This window comes from Citricoccus sp. GCM10030269 (assembly GCF_042665635.1).
In the GTDB taxonomy this organism is placed as follows: domain Bacteria; phylum Actinomycetota; class Actinomycetes; order Actinomycetales; family Micrococcaceae; genus Citricoccus.
The window spans coordinates 1-18,574 of the sequence record NZ_JBHTCV010000002.1; the positions used below are offsets into that span (position 1 = coordinate 1).

17 protein-coding genes are annotated in these 18,574 nt (G+C 67.7%); 2 read left to right on the forward strand and 15 right to left on the reverse strand.

Going from position 1 to position 18,574, the window contains the following annotated elements; genetic code table 11:
• Positions 1-20 precede the first annotated feature (20 nt).
• From ACFQQD_RS03065 to ACFQQD_RS03120, 12 genes are all read right to left on the reverse strand, one after another.
• On the reverse strand, positions 21-1,238 hold the full coding sequence (locus ACFQQD_RS03065) for a thiolase family protein (protein WP_378086119.1): 1,218 nt from the start codon (positions 1,236-1,238) through the stop codon (positions 21-23).
• Positions 1,239-1,350: 112 nt separating this feature from the next.
• Complete coding sequence (gene pcaC, locus ACFQQD_RS03070; RefSeq protein WP_378086121.1) at positions 1,351-1,836, reverse strand: 4-carboxymuconolactone decarboxylase; 486 nt, start codon at positions 1,834-1,836, stop codon at positions 1,351-1,353.
• Positions 1,833-2,639: an alpha/beta fold hydrolase gene (locus ACFQQD_RS03075; protein WP_378086123.1), complete on the reverse strand. Its 807-nt coding sequence runs from the start codon at positions 2,637-2,639 to the stop codon at positions 1,833-1,835. Before ACFQQD_RS03075 ends, pcaC begins: the two co-directional genes overlap by 4 nt.
• Positions 2,636-4,108 carry a lyase family protein gene (locus tag ACFQQD_RS03080; RefSeq protein ID WP_378086125.1) on the reverse strand — a complete coding sequence of 491 codons (1,473 nt, stop codon included), beginning with the start codon at positions 4,106-4,108 and terminating at the stop codon, positions 2,636-2,638. The genes ACFQQD_RS03075 and ACFQQD_RS03080 overlap by 4 nt, the downstream gene beginning before the upstream one ends.
• Before the next feature lie 192 nt (positions 4,109-4,300).
• Positions 4,301-4,957 (reverse strand): protocatechuate 3,4-dioxygenase subunit alpha, encoded by a 657-nt coding sequence (gene pcaG / locus ACFQQD_RS03085; protein WP_378086127.1) that lies wholly within the window; start codon positions 4,955-4,957, stop codon positions 4,301-4,303.
• Entirely contained in the window at positions 4,947-5,771 is an 825-nt protein-coding gene (gene pcaH, locus ACFQQD_RS03090; RefSeq protein ID WP_378086129.1) for a protocatechuate 3,4-dioxygenase subunit beta, read from the reverse strand. Before pcaH ends, pcaG begins: the two co-directional genes overlap by 11 nt.
• A 117-nt stretch (positions 5,772-5,888) precedes the next feature.
• A complete protein-coding gene (locus ACFQQD_RS03095; RefSeq protein WP_378086131.1) occupies positions 5,889-7,103 on the reverse strand; it encodes a 4-hydroxybenzoate 3-monooxygenase in 1,215 nt (404 codons plus the stop codon).
• 68 nt (positions 7,104-7,171) lie between these two features.
• On the reverse strand, positions 7,172-8,068 hold the full coding sequence (locus tag ACFQQD_RS03100; RefSeq protein ID WP_378086134.1) for an IclR family transcriptional regulator: 897 nt from the start codon (positions 8,066-8,068) through the stop codon (positions 7,172-7,174).
• A gap of 168 nt (positions 8,069-8,236) precedes the next feature.
• Positions 8,237-9,205: an endonuclease domain-containing protein gene (locus ACFQQD_RS03105; protein WP_378086136.1), complete on the reverse strand. Its 969-nt coding sequence runs from the start codon at positions 9,203-9,205 to the stop codon at positions 8,237-8,239.
• 157 nt (positions 9,206-9,362) lie between these two features.
• Positions 9,363-10,157 (reverse strand): ABC transporter ATP-binding protein, encoded by a 795-nt coding sequence (locus ACFQQD_RS03110; RefSeq protein WP_378087469.1) that lies wholly within the window; start codon positions 10,155-10,157, stop codon positions 9,363-9,365.
• Between the two features lie 178 nt (positions 10,158-10,335).
• Complete coding sequence (locus tag ACFQQD_RS03115; RefSeq protein WP_378087471.1) at positions 10,336-11,085, reverse strand: ABC transporter permease; 750 nt, start codon at positions 11,083-11,085, stop codon at positions 10,336-10,338.
• Positions 11,086-11,252: 167 nt separating this feature from the next.
• A complete protein-coding gene (locus tag ACFQQD_RS03120) occupies positions 11,253-12,005 on the reverse strand; it encodes an ABC transporter permease (RefSeq protein WP_378087473.1) in 753 nt (250 codons plus the stop codon).
• A gap of 493 nt (positions 12,006-12,498) precedes the next feature.
• On the opposite strand from ACFQQD_RS03120, the gene ACFQQD_RS03125 reads away from it, so the two are divergent.
• Positions 12,499-13,395 (forward strand): LysR family transcriptional regulator, encoded by an 897-nt coding sequence (locus ACFQQD_RS03125; protein ID WP_378086138.1) that lies wholly within the window; start codon positions 12,499-12,501, stop codon positions 13,393-13,395.
• Positions 13,396-13,501: 106 nt separating this feature from the next.
• Positions 13,502-14,560 carry an ABC transporter substrate-binding protein gene (locus ACFQQD_RS03130; protein WP_378086140.1) on the forward strand — a complete coding sequence of 353 codons (1,059 nt, stop codon included), beginning with the start codon at positions 13,502-13,504 and terminating at the stop codon, positions 14,558-14,560.
• Positions 14,561-14,576: 16 nt separating this feature from the next.
• Here the strand turns inward: ACFQQD_RS03130 and ACFQQD_RS03135 are convergent, their stop codons facing one another.
• From ACFQQD_RS03135 to ACFQQD_RS03145, 3 genes are all read right to left on the reverse strand, one after another.
• Positions 14,577-16,256 (reverse strand): 2-oxo acid dehydrogenase subunit E2, encoded by a 1,680-nt coding sequence (locus tag ACFQQD_RS03135; RefSeq protein ID WP_378086142.1) that lies wholly within the window; start codon positions 16,254-16,256, stop codon positions 14,577-14,579.
• Positions 16,257-16,272: 16 nt separating this feature from the next.
• Positions 16,273-17,259 (reverse strand): alpha-ketoacid dehydrogenase subunit beta, encoded by a 987-nt coding sequence (locus ACFQQD_RS03140; protein WP_378087475.1) that lies wholly within the window; start codon positions 17,257-17,259, stop codon positions 16,273-16,275.
• Between the two features lie 77 nt (positions 17,260-17,336).
• Positions 17,337-18,533 carry a thiamine pyrophosphate-dependent enzyme gene (locus ACFQQD_RS03145; RefSeq protein WP_378086144.1) on the reverse strand — a complete coding sequence of 399 codons (1,197 nt, stop codon included), beginning with the start codon at positions 18,531-18,533 and terminating at the stop codon, positions 17,337-17,339.
• Positions 18,534-18,574: the final 41 nt, after the last annotated feature.

Below are 18,574 nucleotides of genomic sequence, written 5' to 3' on the forward strand. Positions count from 1 at the left end.
GGTGGGGGTGGGGAGGTGGGTTAGCGGGCGTTGACGTTTTCTAGCACGACGGCCAGGCCCTGGCCGACGCCGATGCACAGGGCGGCCACGCCCCAGCGGTCCCCGGACTCTTCGAGCCGGCGGGCCAGGGTGCCCAGCACGCGCGTGCCGGAGGCGCCCAGCGGGTGGCCGATGGCGATGGCCCCGCCCCAGGTGTTCACGATGGACAGGTCCACGCCCCAGGCGTCGGTGCACGCCAGCGACTGCGCGGCGAAGGCCTCGTTGAGCTCGACGGCGGCGACGTCGTCCCAGCCGATCCCGGCTCGCTTCAGGGCCCGGTTGGCGGCATCCACCGGCGCGTACCCGAAGTACTGGGGCTCGTTCGCGGCCGCTCCGCGCCCGGCGATCCGGGCCAGGGGCTGCAGACCGAGGACGTCGGCGGCCTTGTCCGAGCCGAGCCAGGCCGCTGAGGCGCCGTCGTTCATCGGGGAGGAGTTCCCGGCGGTGACCATGCCGTTCTCCTTGCGGAACACGGTGCGCAGCTGGCTCAGGCTCTCGGCCGTGGAATCCGGGCGAATGGTCTCGTCGCGGGTCAGGTCCGTGTCCGGAACCTGCACCGTCAGTTGGTCGTATTTGCCCTCGTCCCAGGCCCGGGCGGCGAGCTGGTGGGAGTTCGCGGCGAACTCGTCCATGCGCTCACGGTCGATGCCGTACTTCTCGCGCAGCTGCTCGGTGGCCTCACCGAGGGACACGGTCCATTCCTTCGGCATGTTCTTGTTGATCAGACGCCAACCCAGCGTCGTGTTGGCCAGCTCGAGATTGTGCATCGGGAACGGGCGCTCCGTCTTGGGCAGGACCCACGGGGCGCGGGACATGGATTCCACGCCGCCGACGAGCATCACATCGGCCTCGCCGGTATTGATTTGCCGTGAGGCGATGATGGCTGCGTCCAGGGAGGAGCCGCAGAGCCGATTCACCGTGGTGCCGGGGATGGAGGTGGGCAGGCCGGCCAAGAGGGTGGCCATGCGGGCGACGTTGCGGTTCTCCTCACCGGCGCCGTTCGCATTGCCCCAGACGACCTCGTCGATGGCCTCGTGACCGGACTTCTCCAGACCCGAGGCGCGCTGGACGGATTCCCTCACCACGAGGGCCGCGAGGTCGTCCGGCCGGGTCTTGGCCAGCGCACCGCCGACCTTGCCGAAGGGGGTACGGACGGCGTCGTAGATGTAGGCATCCTGGAGGGTGTTCTGGGCGTTCATGCTCAGGCTCCTGTTCTGGACTGATCGAAGTGCGGGAGGTGCGGACTATGCGGAATGGATGGGCCTCTGTAGATGTACCGGGACGGACCCGGGACGTGTTCGGTGAACCGGCTCAGAGGTCCTTGCCGGTCGCCAGGTCCTCGTCCACTTGGGCGAAGACCTCTTGAGCCAGCTTGAAGGCGACGTTGGCCGCCGGCACGGAGGAGTAGATGGCGGTCTGGAGCAGGATCTCCTTGATCTCATCCCGGCTCAGCCCGTTGCGCAGGGCCGCCCGCAGGTGCATGGCGGCCTCCTCCCAGTATCCGCCCGTGACCATCGCGGAGATGGTGACCGCTGAGCGCATCCGGCGATCCAGCCCCGGACGAGTCCAGATCGTGCCCCAGGCGTAGCGGGTGATGAGGTTCTGGAAATCCTCGGTGGTCTCGTCCTTCTTGGCCTCCGCGCGGTCCACGTGGGCGTCGCCGAGCACCTCGCGGCGCACGGCCATGCCGGCGTCGAAGACGTCCTGGCTGGTGGCGGAGAGGTCGTGGCCAATGGACTGGCCACTGTTGGGCTGGCCGGTGTTGGGCTGTTCTGGGTTGTCGGACTGGGCGCTCATGCTGAGAAGTTCTCCTGGAGAATCCGTGCGGTGCCCTCGGGGTCCTCGATCGGGGCCTGGTGGGCGACCTGCTGCAGGACGACGGCGGTGCCCTGCTGGACGCCGGCGGCGATCTGTTCCCCGGTCTCGGGTGTGCAGACGGCGTCGTCGGCACCGTGGATGGCCACGATCGGGGTGGAGATCTCGCCGAGGCGCTCCCGCACGTCGAAGCCGGCCAGAGCCTCGCAGAGGCGGGCGTAGGAGAATCGGTCGGCCTCCTGCAGCGTGTGCAGCAACCGGGTGGAGCGCTCTGGGTGCTTCTCGAGGAAGCCGGGGGCGAACCAGCGCTGAGCCGATCCTTCGACCTGGGACGGGGTTCCGGACTTCTCCACGAACGCGGCCCGCTCGTTCCAGGCGTCGGGCTCACCGATCTTGGCGGCGGAGCAGATCACGGCGATGCCATCGAAGAGGTCACCGTGGTCCAGACCGAGCTGCAGGGCCACCGCCCCGTTGATGGAGACGCCGGCGTAGTAGACCTTGGCGCCGTGGGGAATGGTCCCGGCGGCGTGCTGAGCGGTCACCAGGTCGGCGACGGCGTTGGCCAAGTCCTCGACCGACGTCGGCTCGTTGTGTGCCGGGGACTGTCCGTGGCCGGGCAGATCCCAGCCGATGACCTGGAACCGGTCGGCCAGCTCGGTGGCCGCCTCGCTCCACAAGGCGTGGACGCCGGTGCCCAGACCTGCGCCGACGAAAAGGACGTCCTTCTCGGGGGTGGCCTCGCCCTCGCCAGACAGGCGGACGGCAGTGATCTCGGGTGTGCTCACGAAGTGCTCCATTCTGCGAATTGACGTGCATCGGAGACGAGCCGGTCCACCAGAGTGGCGGCCTCGCCGGTGTAGTTGGCGGGATCCAGCAGCTCATCCAGTTCGGTGTCCGTCACGGAATCGGGCAGAGCGTCCCGCAGCAGCGTCCGGAAGTCCGGGTCATCCTCCGGCCCCTGGGAACCGACCAGACTGCGGTCCACGATGGCCTGCAACCGAGCCTTTCCGGAACCGGGATCGCCCCCGGCCTGTTCCTCGAGCACCGGGGCCAGTTCGGCCATCAGGCGTTCGGACACCAACAGGGGCCCGACGCGGTGCAGGTTCTCGTTCATCCGCTCTGTGTTCACCCGCAGTCCGGACACCAACTCGGCGGTACGGGCGGCAGCTCCCCCAGCCGTGCGCATCAACTGACGCAGCGCGGGCCATTCAGCATGCCAGGCTCCGTCCGGGCGCTCCTCATTGGCTGCCCCGGCCGCCGTCAGCACCTGGGCCAACGTGCTGGGTGCCCCCAGTGCGCCCGCGTGGATCATCACCGAGAGCACCGGGTTCTGCTTGTGCGGCATGGCCGAGGAGCCCCCGCGGCCGGGCGCCTGCGGCTCGCCGAGTTCACCGTTCTCGATCCGCGCCGAGATCAGCACATCGTTGGCGATCTTGCCGCAGGCGGCCACGACGTCGGCCAGAGCGGCGGCGACCCCGGTGACCGGCATGCGATTGGTCTGCCACGGCCCGGCAGGGGCCGCCAGACCCAGTCTGGCCGCCAGGTCCTCGACGAGCGCGAAGGTGTCCGTGCCGGCGTCGAGCGTTCCGTTGGTGTGGGCCTTGGCCACGCGGCTGGAGAGGGCCGCCATGGTGCCGGCGGCGCCACCCCACTGGATCGGCAGCTCGGCGGTGGCCGCCTCGAGCCGGCGACCGGCCTCGACGAGGGCGGACATCCAGCCGGCGGCCCGCAGTCCGAAGGTGGAGGGCAGCGAGTGCTGCGTGAGGGACCGGGCCACCATGGGCGTTACCCGGTGCTCGGTGGCCAGGTCCGCCAGGGACCCGACGGCGGCGCGGACGTCCGCGAGAATCGTCGCCGAGACCTCGCCCGCCATCCGCATCATCGCGGTGTCCATGATGTCCTGGCTGGTGGCCCCGATATGGATGGCCTGAGCCGCGTCCCCCGCCCGGGAACGCAGTGCCTTCAGCGCGGGGATCAGCGGATTGCCGCCGCTCTGGCCCGCATGGGCCAGCTCGATGAGGTCGTACTGCGCCGGGTCCGTGGCCTCTGCCGCGGCGCGAGCGTGTTCGGGGGCGACGAGCCCGTGGTCGGCGAGCACCGCGGTCCACGCGGCCTCGACTTCGAGCAGCTGACGCAGATAACCGGCGTCCGACGACTGGACCGCCACCTCGGTTCCCGATGACAGCGGGTCCAGCAGTCCGGCGTCGGACTCCAGCGCCAACGCAGACAACAGCGGCGACTCGGACTCAGTCATGGGCGGGCGGACTCCTGCGGTAGTCGGTGCTGTCTTCGGGGGGTTCTCTTGAGTCACTAGGCTATCGGCAACGATGGCCCGGCGGGTCTTCTGCGTCCGTTCTCGTCACGGAGTGGAAGACCCACCGGGCCACTTGTTGCCGGGCTGATCTGGGCTGGCGCCGGGGCCATGCCCGGATGATGTCCGGGGTGATCAGTCGTGGACGGGGTACTCGATCCCGGGGAACTCCAGGAACGTCGTCTCGCGATCGGCATACTCGCCCAGGCCCTGCATCCACACGTCGAACTTCAGCGAGCCGTCGGCGCGGCGCTCGGCGATGAGAGTGTTGCGACGGGTCTCGTCGAGTGAGCTGAGCAGCGGGTCGTTGGCCAGCGCCTCGGTGTCCTCGGGCAGATACACGCGGGTGTGCAGCTTGTTCATCAGGCCACGGGTGAAGAGGACCAGGTGGATGAACGGAGCCTTGCCCGGCTCGGTGGCACCCGGATTGACGGTGGAGAAGTTGTAGGTTCCCACGTTGTCCACGGTGGCCCGGCCCCAGCCGGTGAACGTCCAGCCGTCACGGACCAGCGAACCGGTCTCCTGGACCACGTTGCCGTCCTCGTCGGCCTGCCAGATCTCCAGCAGGGCGTCCGGAACCGGCACTCCCTTGCCGTCGTAGACCGTGCCGGTCAGACGGACCGCGTTGGGGCGGGCCGGGTTGACCAGGTTCTGCTGATCCCAGAACGGGATGTGGACGTTGTCATAGGGCTTGGCGTATCCGAAGAACGGACCGATGGTCTGCCCCGGGGTCGGCACGAGCTTCTCGCCGCCCGAGCGTGCCGCGTCCAGCTGGTTCTGATCAATGCGCATCGGTGTCACCTTCCATCAAGGTACGGTTGCTGCCGGTCAGGACGATGTCCCAGTAGTAACCGGTGTTCCACTCGTGGGTGGAGACGTTGTGGTCATAGGTCGCGATCAGGCGGTCACGGGCCTTCTGATCCGTGATCGACTGATAGATCGGGTCCAGGCTGAACAGCGGATCGCCCGGGAAGTACATCTGGGTGATCATGCGCTGCGTGAAGTCCGTGCCGAACAGCGAGAAGTGGATGTGGGCCGGGCGCCAGGCGTTGTGGTGGTTCTTCCACGGGTACGGGGCCGGCTTGATGGTGGTGAACTCGTAGAAGCCCTTGTCGTCGGTGATGGTGCGGCCGACGCCGGTGAAGTTCGGGTCCAGCGGCGCAGGGTGCTGATCGCGCTTGTGGACGTAGCGACCCGAGGCGTTGGCCTGCCAGATCTCCACCAGCTGACTGCGGACCGGGCGGCCGTTGCCGTCGAGCACGCGACCGCGAACCTTGATCCGCTCCCCCAACGGCTCGCCGTTGTGCTGAATGGTCAAGTCGGCCTCAAGAGCATTGACGTCCCGCTCGCCGAAGGCCGGGGACCACAGTTCGATGGTCTCCGGGTCGGCGTGCTGCATCGACTTGGTGGGGTGGCGCAGCAGCGAACTGCGGTACGGGGGGAAGTTGATCCGCGGCTGGGTCTCTCCGGAGGCCGAGTCGTGAATGTCCTTGATCTCCGCGCTGATGGTCTCCTGAGAGTCCTGCGTCGCGGCGGGGTCGAGCACGTGGCTGTCGTCGAACGTCTCGTCGTCCTTGACAACGGGACCGGTGTTTTCGTTGCTCACGGGCTGCTCCTTTCTTCTGGGGGCTGATAGTGGGGCGTGAGTGGTCTGGTGGCGGCTGGTCTGGATCTGGCCGGGGTCTGGCCGGGAACTGGCCGGGATCTGGTCGGGGTCTGGTCGTCAGGAATGGGGCCAGCCGGTGTACGACTCGGCCAGGTACTGCTGCCCGAAACGTGTCGAGGTGATGTTCTCCAGTTCCCCGAGGGCGCGCTTGGTCTCGAACGGATCAGCATCCGGGCGGGTGTGCAGCATGGAGGTCATCCAGTAGGAGAAGCTCTGGGCCTTCCACACGCGCTTCAGAGCCGTCTCGGCGTAACCGTCCAACAGCTCCCGGGAGCCGGTGGAGTAGAACGAGTCCAGTGCCTCGAAGAGCACCGTGACGTCGGCAAAGGCCAGGTTGAGCCCCTTGGCGCCGGTCGGCGGGACGGTGTGCGCGGCGTCGCCGACCAGGAACATGGAGCCGTGGCTCATCGGTTCCCGCACGAAGGAACGGAAGCCCAGCACGCTCTTGTCGAAGATCGGGCCGGTCTTCAGCTGGAATGCATCCGGGCCGTCCACCCTGCGCTGCAGCTCGGACCAGATGCGGTCGTCGGACCAGTCCTCCACGTTCTCCGAGGGGTTGCACTGGAAGTACATGCGTTGGACCGTCTCGGAGCGCTGGGAGATCAGGGCGAAGCCGTGGGGCGAGTTCGCGTAGATCAGCTCAGGGGCCGACTTGGGGGCTTCCGTCAGGATGCCGAACCAGGCGAAGGGATACTCGATCCGGAAGTCGCGGTGCCCCTCGGCCTGGCCCACGGCGCGGCGGCAGAACGAGCGCGATCCGTCGGCTCCGACGAGGATGTCGCACTGCACCTCGTGCACCACCGTGGGATCGGCGCCCTCGGAGACGTCTCGGTAGCGGATCTTCGGGGTGTCGGTCTGCAGGTCGACGACGTCGGTGACCTCGGACTCATACCGGACGTCGCCGCCGTCGCGCTTCCGGGCCTCGGCCAGGTCCACGAAGACCTGGTTCTGGGCGTACAGCGTCACGGTGGCGTCCACGAGGTCGGGGAAGTTCAGCGGGTGGGATTCACCGTTGAACCGCAGGTCGATGCCCTCATGCTCGTCGCCGTCGGTGAGCACTCGCCCGTCCACGCCGGAGTCGACCAGCGTCTTCACGGCCTGCTGTTCCAGGATGCCGGCGCGGTGGGTGTTTTTGATGGTCTCGTGGTCACGCAGTTCCACGACGACGTTGGCGATGCCCTGCTTCGAGAGCAGATGGGACAGCAACAGCCCGGCAGGACCGCCACCGACGATGCCGACCTGGGTGCGGGTGGTCTGGGGGGAGACCGCCATGGAGAACTCCTTCACGTGATGAACCATCTCAGTGTGATGGACGATACAGGCGGTCACGCCATGCATTCTCACTGAGTGATAACTGTCTCCTGAGGTGTCAGGGCTCGGCTGATGCCGCGGGCCGCGGCCAACAGCATGGGGGCCAGCCCCGGGCGGAACTCCGAGGACCGGGGCACGACCACGCCCAGGGCAGCCAGCGTGTCCCCTTCGGGAACCACCACGGGGACGGCCACGCCGGTGGCCTCCGAGTCGATCTGCCCGTCCACCGAGGCGAATCCCCGACGCCGGACCTCGGCTAGGCGCTGGCGCAGTTCCGGCTCGGTGGGGTTGACCACGCCGCGGGCGTTGCCCGTGATGCCGACCGGAGCGGTACCGGAGGCACCGGTGAAGGAAGCGCCGTCGTCGTTCCCGGGCTGTGCTGCTCTGGCTGCTCTGCCCGCCGTGGTCACCGTGGCCAGCGGCAGGCCGAGCTCACCGGCGTGGGCGGCGAGATAGGACTCGGTCACGTGCCGGCGGGAGAAGGCCAACAGCACCAGGCCCATGGCCGTGGTGAAGGTCGGCAGCCGACCGGCCACCGTGGCCTGGTTGGCCACCGCGCCGCGGGCCGAGAGGCGCTCGAGCACGAGTACCCCGGTCTCGTCGAGGACGGCCAGCTGCGTGTGCTGTCGCAACACCGCTTGGACGTCGTCCATGAACGGCATGGCCGCCTGGCGCAGAGACGTACTCGGGGCTGAGCGGGAGGCCAGCTCCCACAGCTTCAACCCGGGCCCGACGACGCCCCCCTCACCACGACGCAGCAGGCCGGCCGTGGTGAGGCGTTCGACCCAGCGGTACGCCGTCGGCAGCGGAATGTCCGCCCGCCGGGCCAGCGCCGCGACGGACAGCGTCGGCCGGCCGGCGTCGAAGGCCCCGAGGATCCGGATCAACCGGTCCAGCGTGGTGTCCTGAGGTTGAGCCGCTGCCATGCCCCGAGCCTAGCCACAGACTCCCGATCCACCGTCCTCCCCTCCCCACTTCCTCACTTTGCGGGCAGAACGAACCGGTTCGTTCTGCCCGCAAAGTGAAATGCGCGTGCTTCGCCGTGGACTTGATCCGGGCATCCCGAACCTCCATACAGCCATGCAGCTATGCAGCTATGCAGCTATGTCGGCCAGAAGAGAGCGGAGCTGCCGGATGACGGTTCGAAGATCGTCCTGGAGATCGTCGGCAGTGATCCGGATGACCGTCCACCCATGGCGGATGAACCAGGCGTCCCGGCGGGCATCGATCAGCTGCTGTTCCGCGGAGCGGTGGTGTTCGCCGTCGTACTGGAGCGCGATCTTCGCCTCTCGGTACCCCAGATCGGCGGGGTAGGGATCACCGCTGAAGCCGGTGGCGCGTATCTGCAGCTCGGGCTCGGGCAGACCGGCGTCGATGAGTGTCAGGCGCACCATCGTTTCGGTCGGCGAGTCCGCGCCCACTCGAATGAGCGGCAGGGCAGCTCGAGCCAGTCGGACTCCCTTGAAGCGTCCGATGCGCTCCAGTCCATGGTGTAGTCGGCCCGGCGTGGTCCACGGTGGTTCCCGTTGGCCCCCGACCCAAGGATGCTTGACCAGGTGGTCGCCGGCCGCGACGAGATGATCGCCCATTCCCGGACGGAGCAGAGACGCTAGATCAAGCCATGTCCGTTCGGGAGTCGTGCAGACCAGCCCATGGACCATCACGACGTCGGCTCGGCTGAGTGGCCGACGATGGCCGGTGATACCGGGGCGCCTGCTGCGCAGCTCCGGACCCGAGCCGGTGATGTGCGCGGTTGGCTCGTCTTCGAGCCAGGGCGGCAACGGAACTCCGTAGAGGTGAGCGGCCGACTGGTGGGACAGCGCCCCTTGCGTAGCACTGAGCACCGCGGCCAGGGACTGGGGGTCTATTCCATGGCCGGCTTCGCTCAGCCCGACGTCGGCCCAAGAGAGTCGTGGTTCATCGACGGTCCGGTAGAGACCTCGACCAAAACTCTCGACGTCCACCGCCCGAAATCGTCCGACGGGCACCCCGTCATCGAGCGCCTGTGCCCGAGCGAAAGGCGACTTTTGATACGGGTCGGGAAGTGGCCGGCGTCGTGACATGAGGCCAGCATGGTCTGCGGGAGCTGCGGCCGACGCGCCCGCCGCCGCGGACTGTGGACAACACGCCCGGCCATCCCCGCTCCCTCCCCCACAACGCACTTTGCGGGCAGAACGAACCGGTTCGTTCTGCCCGCAAAGTGAAAGGGGTTGGGGTGGGTTACTGGGCGATCGAGTCTTCGGGGCGGAAGCCCTTCTTGGCCAACTGGATCTGCTCGTAGACGTGGTGACGCAACTCGGCGAACCGCTGCGAGGAACGAGTCTCCAGCTGGTCGCGCTCCTCGGGCAGGTCGATCACCAGGTCTTCCTGGATCACGGTCGGCGAGGAGGACAGGATGATCACGCGCTCGCCCAGGTACACCGACTCGTCGATGTCGTGCGTGACGAACAGGATCGAGACGCCCAGCTGCTTCCAGACGTTGCGGACCAAGTCCTCCAGGTCGGCGCGGGTCTGGGCGTCGACGGCGGCGAACGGCTCGTCCATCAGCAGCACCTCCGGCTGGTACGCGACGGCACGGGCGATCGCCACACGCTGCTGCATACCGCCGGAGAGCTGCCACGGGTAGGAACGCGGCACGTGGGACAGCCCCACGGCCTCCAGAGCGCTGTCCACGGCCTGGTCCCGCTTGGCCTTGTCCATGCCCTGGTTCTTCAGCGGCAGTTCCACGTTGTCCCGCACCCGCATCCACGGGAAGAGCGAGCGGCCGTACTCCTGGAAGACGACGGCCATGGACTTCGGCGGACCGGTGACCTTCTTGCCGTGCAGGGTCACCTCGCCGGCAGTGGGGGCCAGCAGACCGGCGATGCACTTGAGCAGGGTGGTCTTACCCGAACCGGACGGTCCGACCAAGCAGGCCAACTGCCCCTGGGGCAGGTCGAAGGTGAGGTTGCGGACGGCCTCAATGTCACCGCCGTCGGTGTGGTAGACCTTCTTCATGTTCCGCACGGCCAGCATGGCCTCGCCGTCGGGAAGAGTCTTGCCAACGGTGATGCGGCCGTCGGGCGTATCCGCCACGCCGCCCTGAGAGTGGACGGTCTGTACCGTTCCTGCGGTGGAAGTCTGGTCCGGAGTCATGGCCTTCGGTCCCTTCTGGGTGGGGATGTTGGGTTCGGAGTGGTCTTCGGGCTGAGGATCATGTGGCATTCTCGATCTCCCTCAGGCCGTGGTACCAACGCAGCACGTTGCGCTCGACCAGCTGGAAGATGAAGGACATGATCACGCCGATGATGCCGAGCAGCGCGATGCCGGACCACATCTCCGGGATGGCGAAGGACCGCTGGAACTGCACGATCGCGAAGCCCAGACCCGACGACGCGGCGAACATCTCGGAGATGACCATCAGGATCAGCGCGATCGAGAGGGACTGGCGGACACCGGCCATGATCTGCGGCATGGCCGAGGGCAGGATCAGATAGCGGACCCGGTTGAATCCCGTGATGCCGTAGGTGTGCGTGGTGTCCGAGAGAACCTCGTCCATCGAGCGCACGCCTTCGATCGTGTTCAGCAAGATCGGCCAGACGGCACCGGAGATGATGACCGCAATCTTCATGTCATCGCCAATGCCGATCAGCAGCATCAGCACGGGGATCAACACGGTCGGCGGGATGGCCCGGAAGAACTCCAGGGTCGGTTCCGTCAGGGCCCGCAGCCAGCGGACCGAACCGATGAGCAGACCGCCCACGATGCCGATGATCACCGAGCCGGCAATACCGATCAGCAGGCGGGTCAGGGACGGGATGACATCCGTGGTGATGCGGTTTCCCGTCCAGGTGTCGAAGAACGTCTCCACGAGCAGGGCTGGTGCTGGAATGAAGAAGTTCGTTTCCCCGACGGCGGTGGAGACGTACCAGATGAGCACCAGGATCACGGGCAGGGCCGCGATGAAGAAGAGTCCCTTGGCGGCGCGCCAGACACGCTTGGCACCGGACCCGGATGTCTTCGCAGGCTGGTTCTGACGATTCACGGGGTTGGCCTGTCCTGAGGATCCATTGGTCGAGTTGGCGTTGCCCGAATGGGCGTTGGCCGAGTTGGCCGGGGCGGCTGTTGCGTTCACTTGGCGACCTCCGTTCGGACCGAGGAGTGCCAGGACAGCACCCGGCGCTCGATCAGGCGCATGACCAGGTTGATGGTGACCCCGAGCAGGCCGGTCGCCAGGATCAGGGCGTACATCGCCACGTAGGCGCCGCCCGACTGGGCCTTGGCGATCTCGGCGCCGATGCCCGGGTTACCGATGATCAGCTGAGCGGTGATGGCCAGGATCAAGGCCACGGCAGAGGCCAGGCGCACCCCGGTCATCAGATACGGCAGCGCGGTGGGGAAGATGACGTACCGCAAGCGCGCCGCCGGGCCGAGGCCGTAGGACCGCGCGGTGTTCATCGCCACATTGTCCACGTCGGCCACTCCGTAGAGCACCTGGATCAGCACCTGCCAGAAGGACGCGTAGACGATCAGCAGCAGCGCCGACTCGATCCTGACGCCGAAGAGCAGCACGGCCAGCGGGATCAGTGCCACGGACGGCACCGGGCGCAGGAACTCGATGGTCGAGTTGGTGAAGCGGCGCAGGAACGTGGAGGAGCCGATGATGAATCCGAGAACCGTGGCGGAGATGCACGCGATGAGCATGCCCAGCAGCCATTGCCACATGGTGTTCCCGACGGCGACCCAGAAGGCGCTCAGGCCGAGGTTGCGGAACAGGTCCGCGATGGCTGCGGACGCCGGCGGCAAGAAGGCCGAGGGCAGGATGCCCGTCCGCGGCAACACTTCCCAGATCACCAGGAAGAGCACCAGTCCCAGGAGGCCCAGGACTCGCGTCCCCAGGTTCCGGCGCGGCTTGCGTTTGGCCTTGGTGTAGCCGGTGGCCGTACGGTGACCGGTGGCGCCGGTCTGGGCCACCGACGTCGGCGGTGCTGCCGGGTCCGGACGGGTCGGGATATCGAGTCCCGCCACCGTGGCAGCGTCAACGTGCCGGCGGGCGTCCCCCCGGCGCCGCTCGGCCTGGTTGGAGGACTCAAGGCGGTGCAGCCGCTCGATCTCCGTTTCCCGGTTGGGGTCTCCGGACGCGCCGAGCCCTTCAGGGCCCGGCGCACCGGTGGACGGTGTCTGTTCAGTCATCGCTCGTGAAGCTCCGCTCGCGACAGGGGGTGGTCGGTAAGGGACGGGATATGGTCACATTTTCGTCAACAATATTGTGACCCGTCCCACAGGCTGAGACCAGAATAGACCTACGTCACACTTCGTTCAACACATCAACGATTATGACTGTCAACCGTATTCAGCAGGAGAGGCTGGTGGGTCCATGCTGGACCTGAATCTGATCAGGGTGTTCGTCGCCGTTGTGGAGGAGGGAACCCTCACGGCCGCGGCCGCCCGGCTGAACCTCACGCAGCCGTCCATCACCCACGCGGTCAATCGCCTGCGCCGGGCCACCGGTGACGACCTGTTCCGCCGCTCCGGCCGTGGCGTCCAAGCGACCCCGGCGGCCCTCCAGCTCTATGCCGAGATCGCGCGCCTGCCGCGCGAGGCGGATGCCGCCGTCGCTCGCCTCGCGGGGTTCGATCCGGCGACGACGACGGCCACGTTCCGTCTGGCCGTCACCGACCTGGGCCTGTCCACCTTCTTGCCCCTGCTGATGGCCGCCCTGCGCGAGAGTGCGCCGAGGGCCCAGTTGGACATTCGGCCACTGGACACGGACACGAGCGCGGCCGACTTGGAGGCGGGCGAATTGGACCTGGCCATCGCGTCGATCCCTTTGCAGGGACGGATCCGGTCGGTGCCGATCCGCGAGGACCGCTACGTCGGGATTTCCCGGGCCGGACGCTTCAGCGGCCCCCCGACGCTGGAGGACATCACGGAAGAGCCGCGGGTGGTGATCCGCGGAACCACGGGTCACCAAATCGTCGAAAGCCGCTTGCCGGAGCCCCCGCCGGGGTCCGTGACCGTGGATAGCTTCGCCGGGATCCCGGCCCTGTTGTCGCAGACCGATCTGATGGCCTTCGTGCCCGGAATCGTCGTCTCCGGCTGGGCCTCGAGGTGGCCCGTGGAGCCGTGGGAACTCCCCCTCTCCGACGTGGAGGCGACGGTCTACGCGCACGCCTTCGGCGGGCGTCCCAACGCCGCCACTGAATGGTTTGTCGAATGGGCCATCGAGGAGCTGCTGAGCACACCGATCGGCGCGGACGCGGGTGAGCGATAGATGCCGTCTATGGCCAGGTGTCAAAAGAATCAGTGGTCACCGGCGCGCCACTCGCGTTTCATGGAGTGACGTGGACCACATTCACGCCCACATCGGAGGAGTTCGCATGGAGATCCAGCACCGCCCGAACCGCCCAGCCCTCGCCCTGTCACGGCGTCACCTGATCCTCACGGGCGCTGCCGCGTTGGTGGCCGGCACCGCAGCGGCCTGCGGGGAGGGCGACCCCGCCGGCGGAGGGGCGGACGGCGGCGCAAACGGTGACACCACAACCGCAGGCAACGGAGGCGGCAGCGGCAACCTGACGCCGGTGACCGTCGGGGCGATTCCGATCGTGGATGTGGCCCCGCTGCATTTGGCGAAGGAGCAGGGCTTCTTCGAGGAGGCGGGCCTGGATGTGACCATCGAGTCCACCTCCGGCGGCGCCATCTCCTTCCCCGGGGTTTCCTCCGGACAGTTCGATTTCGCCTTCGGCAACGTGGTCTCGATGATGGTGGCCCGCTCGCAGGGCATCAAGCTCAAGTTCTTCTGTTCGGGTACCACCACCACGGGGAAGCCGGGCGAAGACAACGTGGCCCTGATCGCGGCCCCTGACTCCGGCTTCGAGACCATCACCGACCTCGAGGGCAAGACGTTGTCGTCCAATCAGTTGGCCAACATCGGCGATACCGCCTGCCGGCAGGCCATGGACAAGGCGGGTGGAGATGGGTCGAATCTCGAGTTCATCGAGATGGCGTTCCCTGACGTTCAGGCGGCTCTGGAGAACGGACAGCTCGACGCCGGCGTCGTGGTGGAGCCGTTCGTCACCGCCGCGCTGGAGGCGGGCATGGTCGCCGTCGCCTGGCCCTACGCCGAGGCCAACCCGGAGCTGGACACCGGTGGGTACTTCGCGAGCGAGGAGACGATCGACAACGATCCTGAGCTCGTGACGTCCTTCCGCGATGCCCTGGTCAAAGGCCTGAACTATGCGCAGGAGAATCCGGACGAGGTTCGGCGGATCACGGGCACCTATACCAAGACCGAGCCCGAGGTGCTGGAATCCATCCAGTTGCCACGGTTCCGCCCCGAGTTCAACATGGAAGCCCAGGAAGAGCTCGCCAAGACGGCACGGAAGTACGGGACCATCGAGGGCGAGCTGTCCGTTCCGGACATGTTCGTCGAGCTCTGAGCTACTCCAGCCGGGGCTACTCCAGCAGCAGCGCCGGTTCTTCCATGATCGCGGCGACGTCGGCCATGAAGCGGGCGGACAGGTCTCCATCGACCACCCGGTGATCGAAGGACCCGCCGAGGGTGGTGATCCACCGCGGGACCACCTCTCCGGACACGATCCACGGCTTCTGCCGGATGGTCCCGAAGGCGACGATGGCCACCTCTCCACGGTTGATGATCGGGGTGCCGGTGTCGATGCCGAGGGCACCGATGTTGGTGATCGAGATCGTGCCGTCCGCCATGTCCGCCGGCTGGGTCTTGCCGTCGCGGGCGCGCCGGGCGAGGTCACTCAGGGCCACGGCCAGGTCCCGCAGCGAGAGTTCGTTGGCGTTCTTGATGTTCGGCACCAGCAGGCCTCGAGGAGTCGCCGCCGCGATGCCGAGGTTCATGTAGTGCTTGACGAGGATCTCCTCCTCGGACCACGTCGCGTTGACGTGCGGGTTCCGCGCAGCGGCCCAGATGACCGCCTTGGCCAGGATCAACAGCGGCGTGACCTTGACGCCCTCGAATCCACTGCTGTTCTTGAGGCGCTTGACGAATTCCATCGTCCTTGAGGCGTCGACGTCCACGAAAATGGACACGTGCGGGGCGTCCCGATAGGACTCCGTCACCGCCTTGGCCGTCGCCTTGCGCACCCCCTTGACCCGAATCCGCTCGGTGCGCCGCTCATTGTCTCCGTGATCCGGCATCCAGAACGAGCGCGAGGTCTCGATGTTCGTCTCGCGCTCCGCCAGATAGTTCTCGACGTCCGTGCGCGTCACCTCGCCGAACTGTCCCGTGGCGCGCACCTTGGTCAGATCCACGCCCAGTTCCTTGGCGATCCGGCGCACCGGAGGCTTGGCCAGCACTCGCTCGAACAGTCCTGCCACCTCGGACTGTCGCTCACGTCCGGCGGCCACCATACTCCCGACGGCGGTCGGCAGCCTCAGCCCGCGCGTCGCCGGTCCGGTGGCGTCAGTAGCGCCAGTGGTCGTGGTCGCGTTGGTCGTCTCGGCGGCGGACACCGGCGACGACGGCGCGGGGACCTCGTCGACGGGGGCCGCGGAGTCCTGCGTCGGTGAATCCGGCGTGGTCATGATGGGAGTGGACGCTGCCCCCGTGGACGCTGCCCCTGTGGTCCGAGCGGACTTGCGCGGACGACGCTTGGCGGCATCGGCCTTCGGCCCCGATCCGGTCAACGCCGCACTGGACCCGCCGGCCGCCGGGGTGGAGGCTGCCGGGGTGGAAGCAACTGGCGTGGAGCCCGCCGGTGCGGAGGCCGCCGGCGCAGAGGCCGCTGGAGCGGCCTCCGCCCCAGCTGCTTCCCGGCCAGCCTTCTCGGCCGCGGAGAGGTCTCCATTGGCCGGTACGGGGGCTTCCTCGCCGATCCCTTCCTCGGCCAGAGCTGATGGCCCATCATCGGCATCGCCCGAGGACTCCCCAGCCGTCGCGATGCCGATGATCGGTGCTCCGACCTCGATCGTCTCGCCGGTCGGTGCCATCAACTCGGCCACGGTGCCGGCGTAGGGGCTGGGCAGCTCGACGAGGGACTTGGCGGTCTCGATCTCGCACAGGATGTCATTGACGGCGACGGTGTCTCCCACGGCCACGCGCCATTCGGTGATTTCCGCCTCCGTCAGGCCTTCGCCGACGTCCGGCAGGGTGAAGATCTCCATGGGTGCCTCCCGGCAATCAGTAGGCGAAGGTGCGGTCTACGGCGTCGAGGATGCGGTCCAGGTCCGGCAGGTACTGCTCCTCCACGCGAGAAGGCGGGTACGGCAGGTGGAAGCCGCCGACGCGGATGATCGGGGCCTCCAAGTGCAGGAACGACCGCTCAGTCAGCCGGGCCGCGATCTCTCCGCCGAGGCCGCCGAAGGTCGGAGCCTCGTGGGCGATGACCATCCGGCCGGTCTTCTCGAGTGAGGCCTGCACCGTGTCGAAATCGATGGGCGAGAGCGAGCGGAGGTCGACCACCTCGATCGAGCGTCCGTCCTCGGCCGCGGCATTGGCCGCCGCCAGGGCCACCGGCACCAGCGGCCCGTACGCGACGATCGTGGCATCGGTGCCCACGCGCACGACCTGCGCCTGGAACGCGTCCACACCGCCGTGGCCTTGCTCCGTCGTCGGGTCGACGTCACCCTTGAGCCAGTAGCGCCGCTTGGGCTCGAAGATGATGACCGGATCCTGCGACTGAATGCCCTGGCGCGTCATCCAGTAGGCGTCTTGCGCATTGGACGGGGTGATGACCCGCAGCCCGGGCGTGTGCGTGAAGAGGGCCTCCGGCGATTCGGAGTGGTGCTCGATCGATCCGATGCCGCCGCCGTAGGGAATCCGGATCGTCACCGGGACAGTGGCCGTGCCGCGCGTGCGAGCGTGCATCTTGGCCAGCTGGGTGGTGATCTGGTTGAAACCCGGGAACACGAAGCCGTCGAACTGGATCTCGGTCACGGGACGGTAGCCACGCAGGGCCAGCCCGATCGAGGTGCCGATGATGCCGGACTCGGCCAGCGGGGAATCCACCACACGATCCGCGCCGAATCTGGACTTCAGGCCCTCGGTGACGCGATAGACCCCGCCCAGCGAGCCGATGTCCTCGCCCATCAACAGGACCTTCTCATCGGTGGCCAACTCATCGGCCAGGGCGCGGTTGATGGCCTTGGCGATGGTGAGGGTCTCCAGAGGTGACGCTTCCGCGGCGGGTGCTTCGGCCGGCGTCGTGGGTGCCTGGCCGGTGGTGTTGGTGCTGGTCTCGACGCTCATGCGGCACCTTCCTGGTTCTCGCGGTCAGCACCCTCCGCGGTGTCAGCGAACCCCGCCTGCCATTCGCGGTGCCATGCCTTCTCCTCCGCGACGAGCGGGTGCGGATCGGCGTAGACGGTGTCGAAGACGGTGTCCAAGGGTTCGATCGCGTCCCCGGTCATGGCCAGCACGGCCTCACGAGTGGCCGCGGCCAGCCGCTCGCCCTCCTCGGCGACCTCGGCGAAGAAGCGGTCCGGATCGCTGCCGGCGGCGCCGCTGGAGCGCAGGTACTTCTCCAATCGAACCAGAGGGTCGACGACGGCCCACGCCTCTTCCACGTCCCGCGTGCGGTACTTCATGGGGTCATCCGCGGTGGTGTGCGCGCCGACGCGGAAAGTGTGCGCCTCCACGAGTGCCGGCCCAGCGCCGCTGCGGGCCTGCTCGGCGGCCCATGCGGTCACGGCGTGCATGGCCAGGGGGTCGTTGCCGTCCACTGTGACGCCCTCGAAGCCGTATCCGGCGGCACGTCGCGCCAACGGAACTCGCGTCTGAGTGGAGGCCGGCACGGAGATGGCCCACTGGTTGTTCTGGCAGAAGAACACCACGGGGAGGTCGTAGCTAGCGGCGAAGACCATGGCCTCGTGCACGTCACCTTCGGAGGAGGCACCGTCGCCGTAGCAGGCCAGGACGACCTCGCCCTCGCTCGCCGACCGGCCGGAGTCCCAGTCGGCCTGATCGCGGGCGATGCCCCAGGCGTATCCGGTGGCGTGCAGGGTCTGCGCGGCGAGCACCAGCGTGTAGGGCTGGACATGGTGCGGCCGGGCGTCCCAGCCGGCGTGGGCGGCGCCACGGAACAACGAGAGCAACTGGCCCGGCGTGACCCCGCGGCCCAGCGCGAACAGGTGCTCGCGGTAGGTGGGGAAGATCCAGTCGGTGTCCTTCAGCGCGGTCAGGGCACCGGCCTGGGCGCCCTCCTGGCCAATGGCGGGGACCCAGAGGGCCAGCTGGCCTTGGCGCTGGAGGGAGGTGCCCTCCTGGTCCACACGCCGCTCGGTGGCCATCAGGCGGTACATCTGACGCACCGTCTCCTCGCTGAGGTCCGCAAGGTACGGCGTGAACCGGGCATCCTCGTGCAGGGTGCCGTCGGCGTCGAGCAGCTGGACGGCGCCGTCTGGCAAGGCGGTCACCGTATTGAGCGGCTGCGATTCGTGCACGTAGAACTCCTTCTCTCCCGGCACTCTGGCACCGGTTCGGA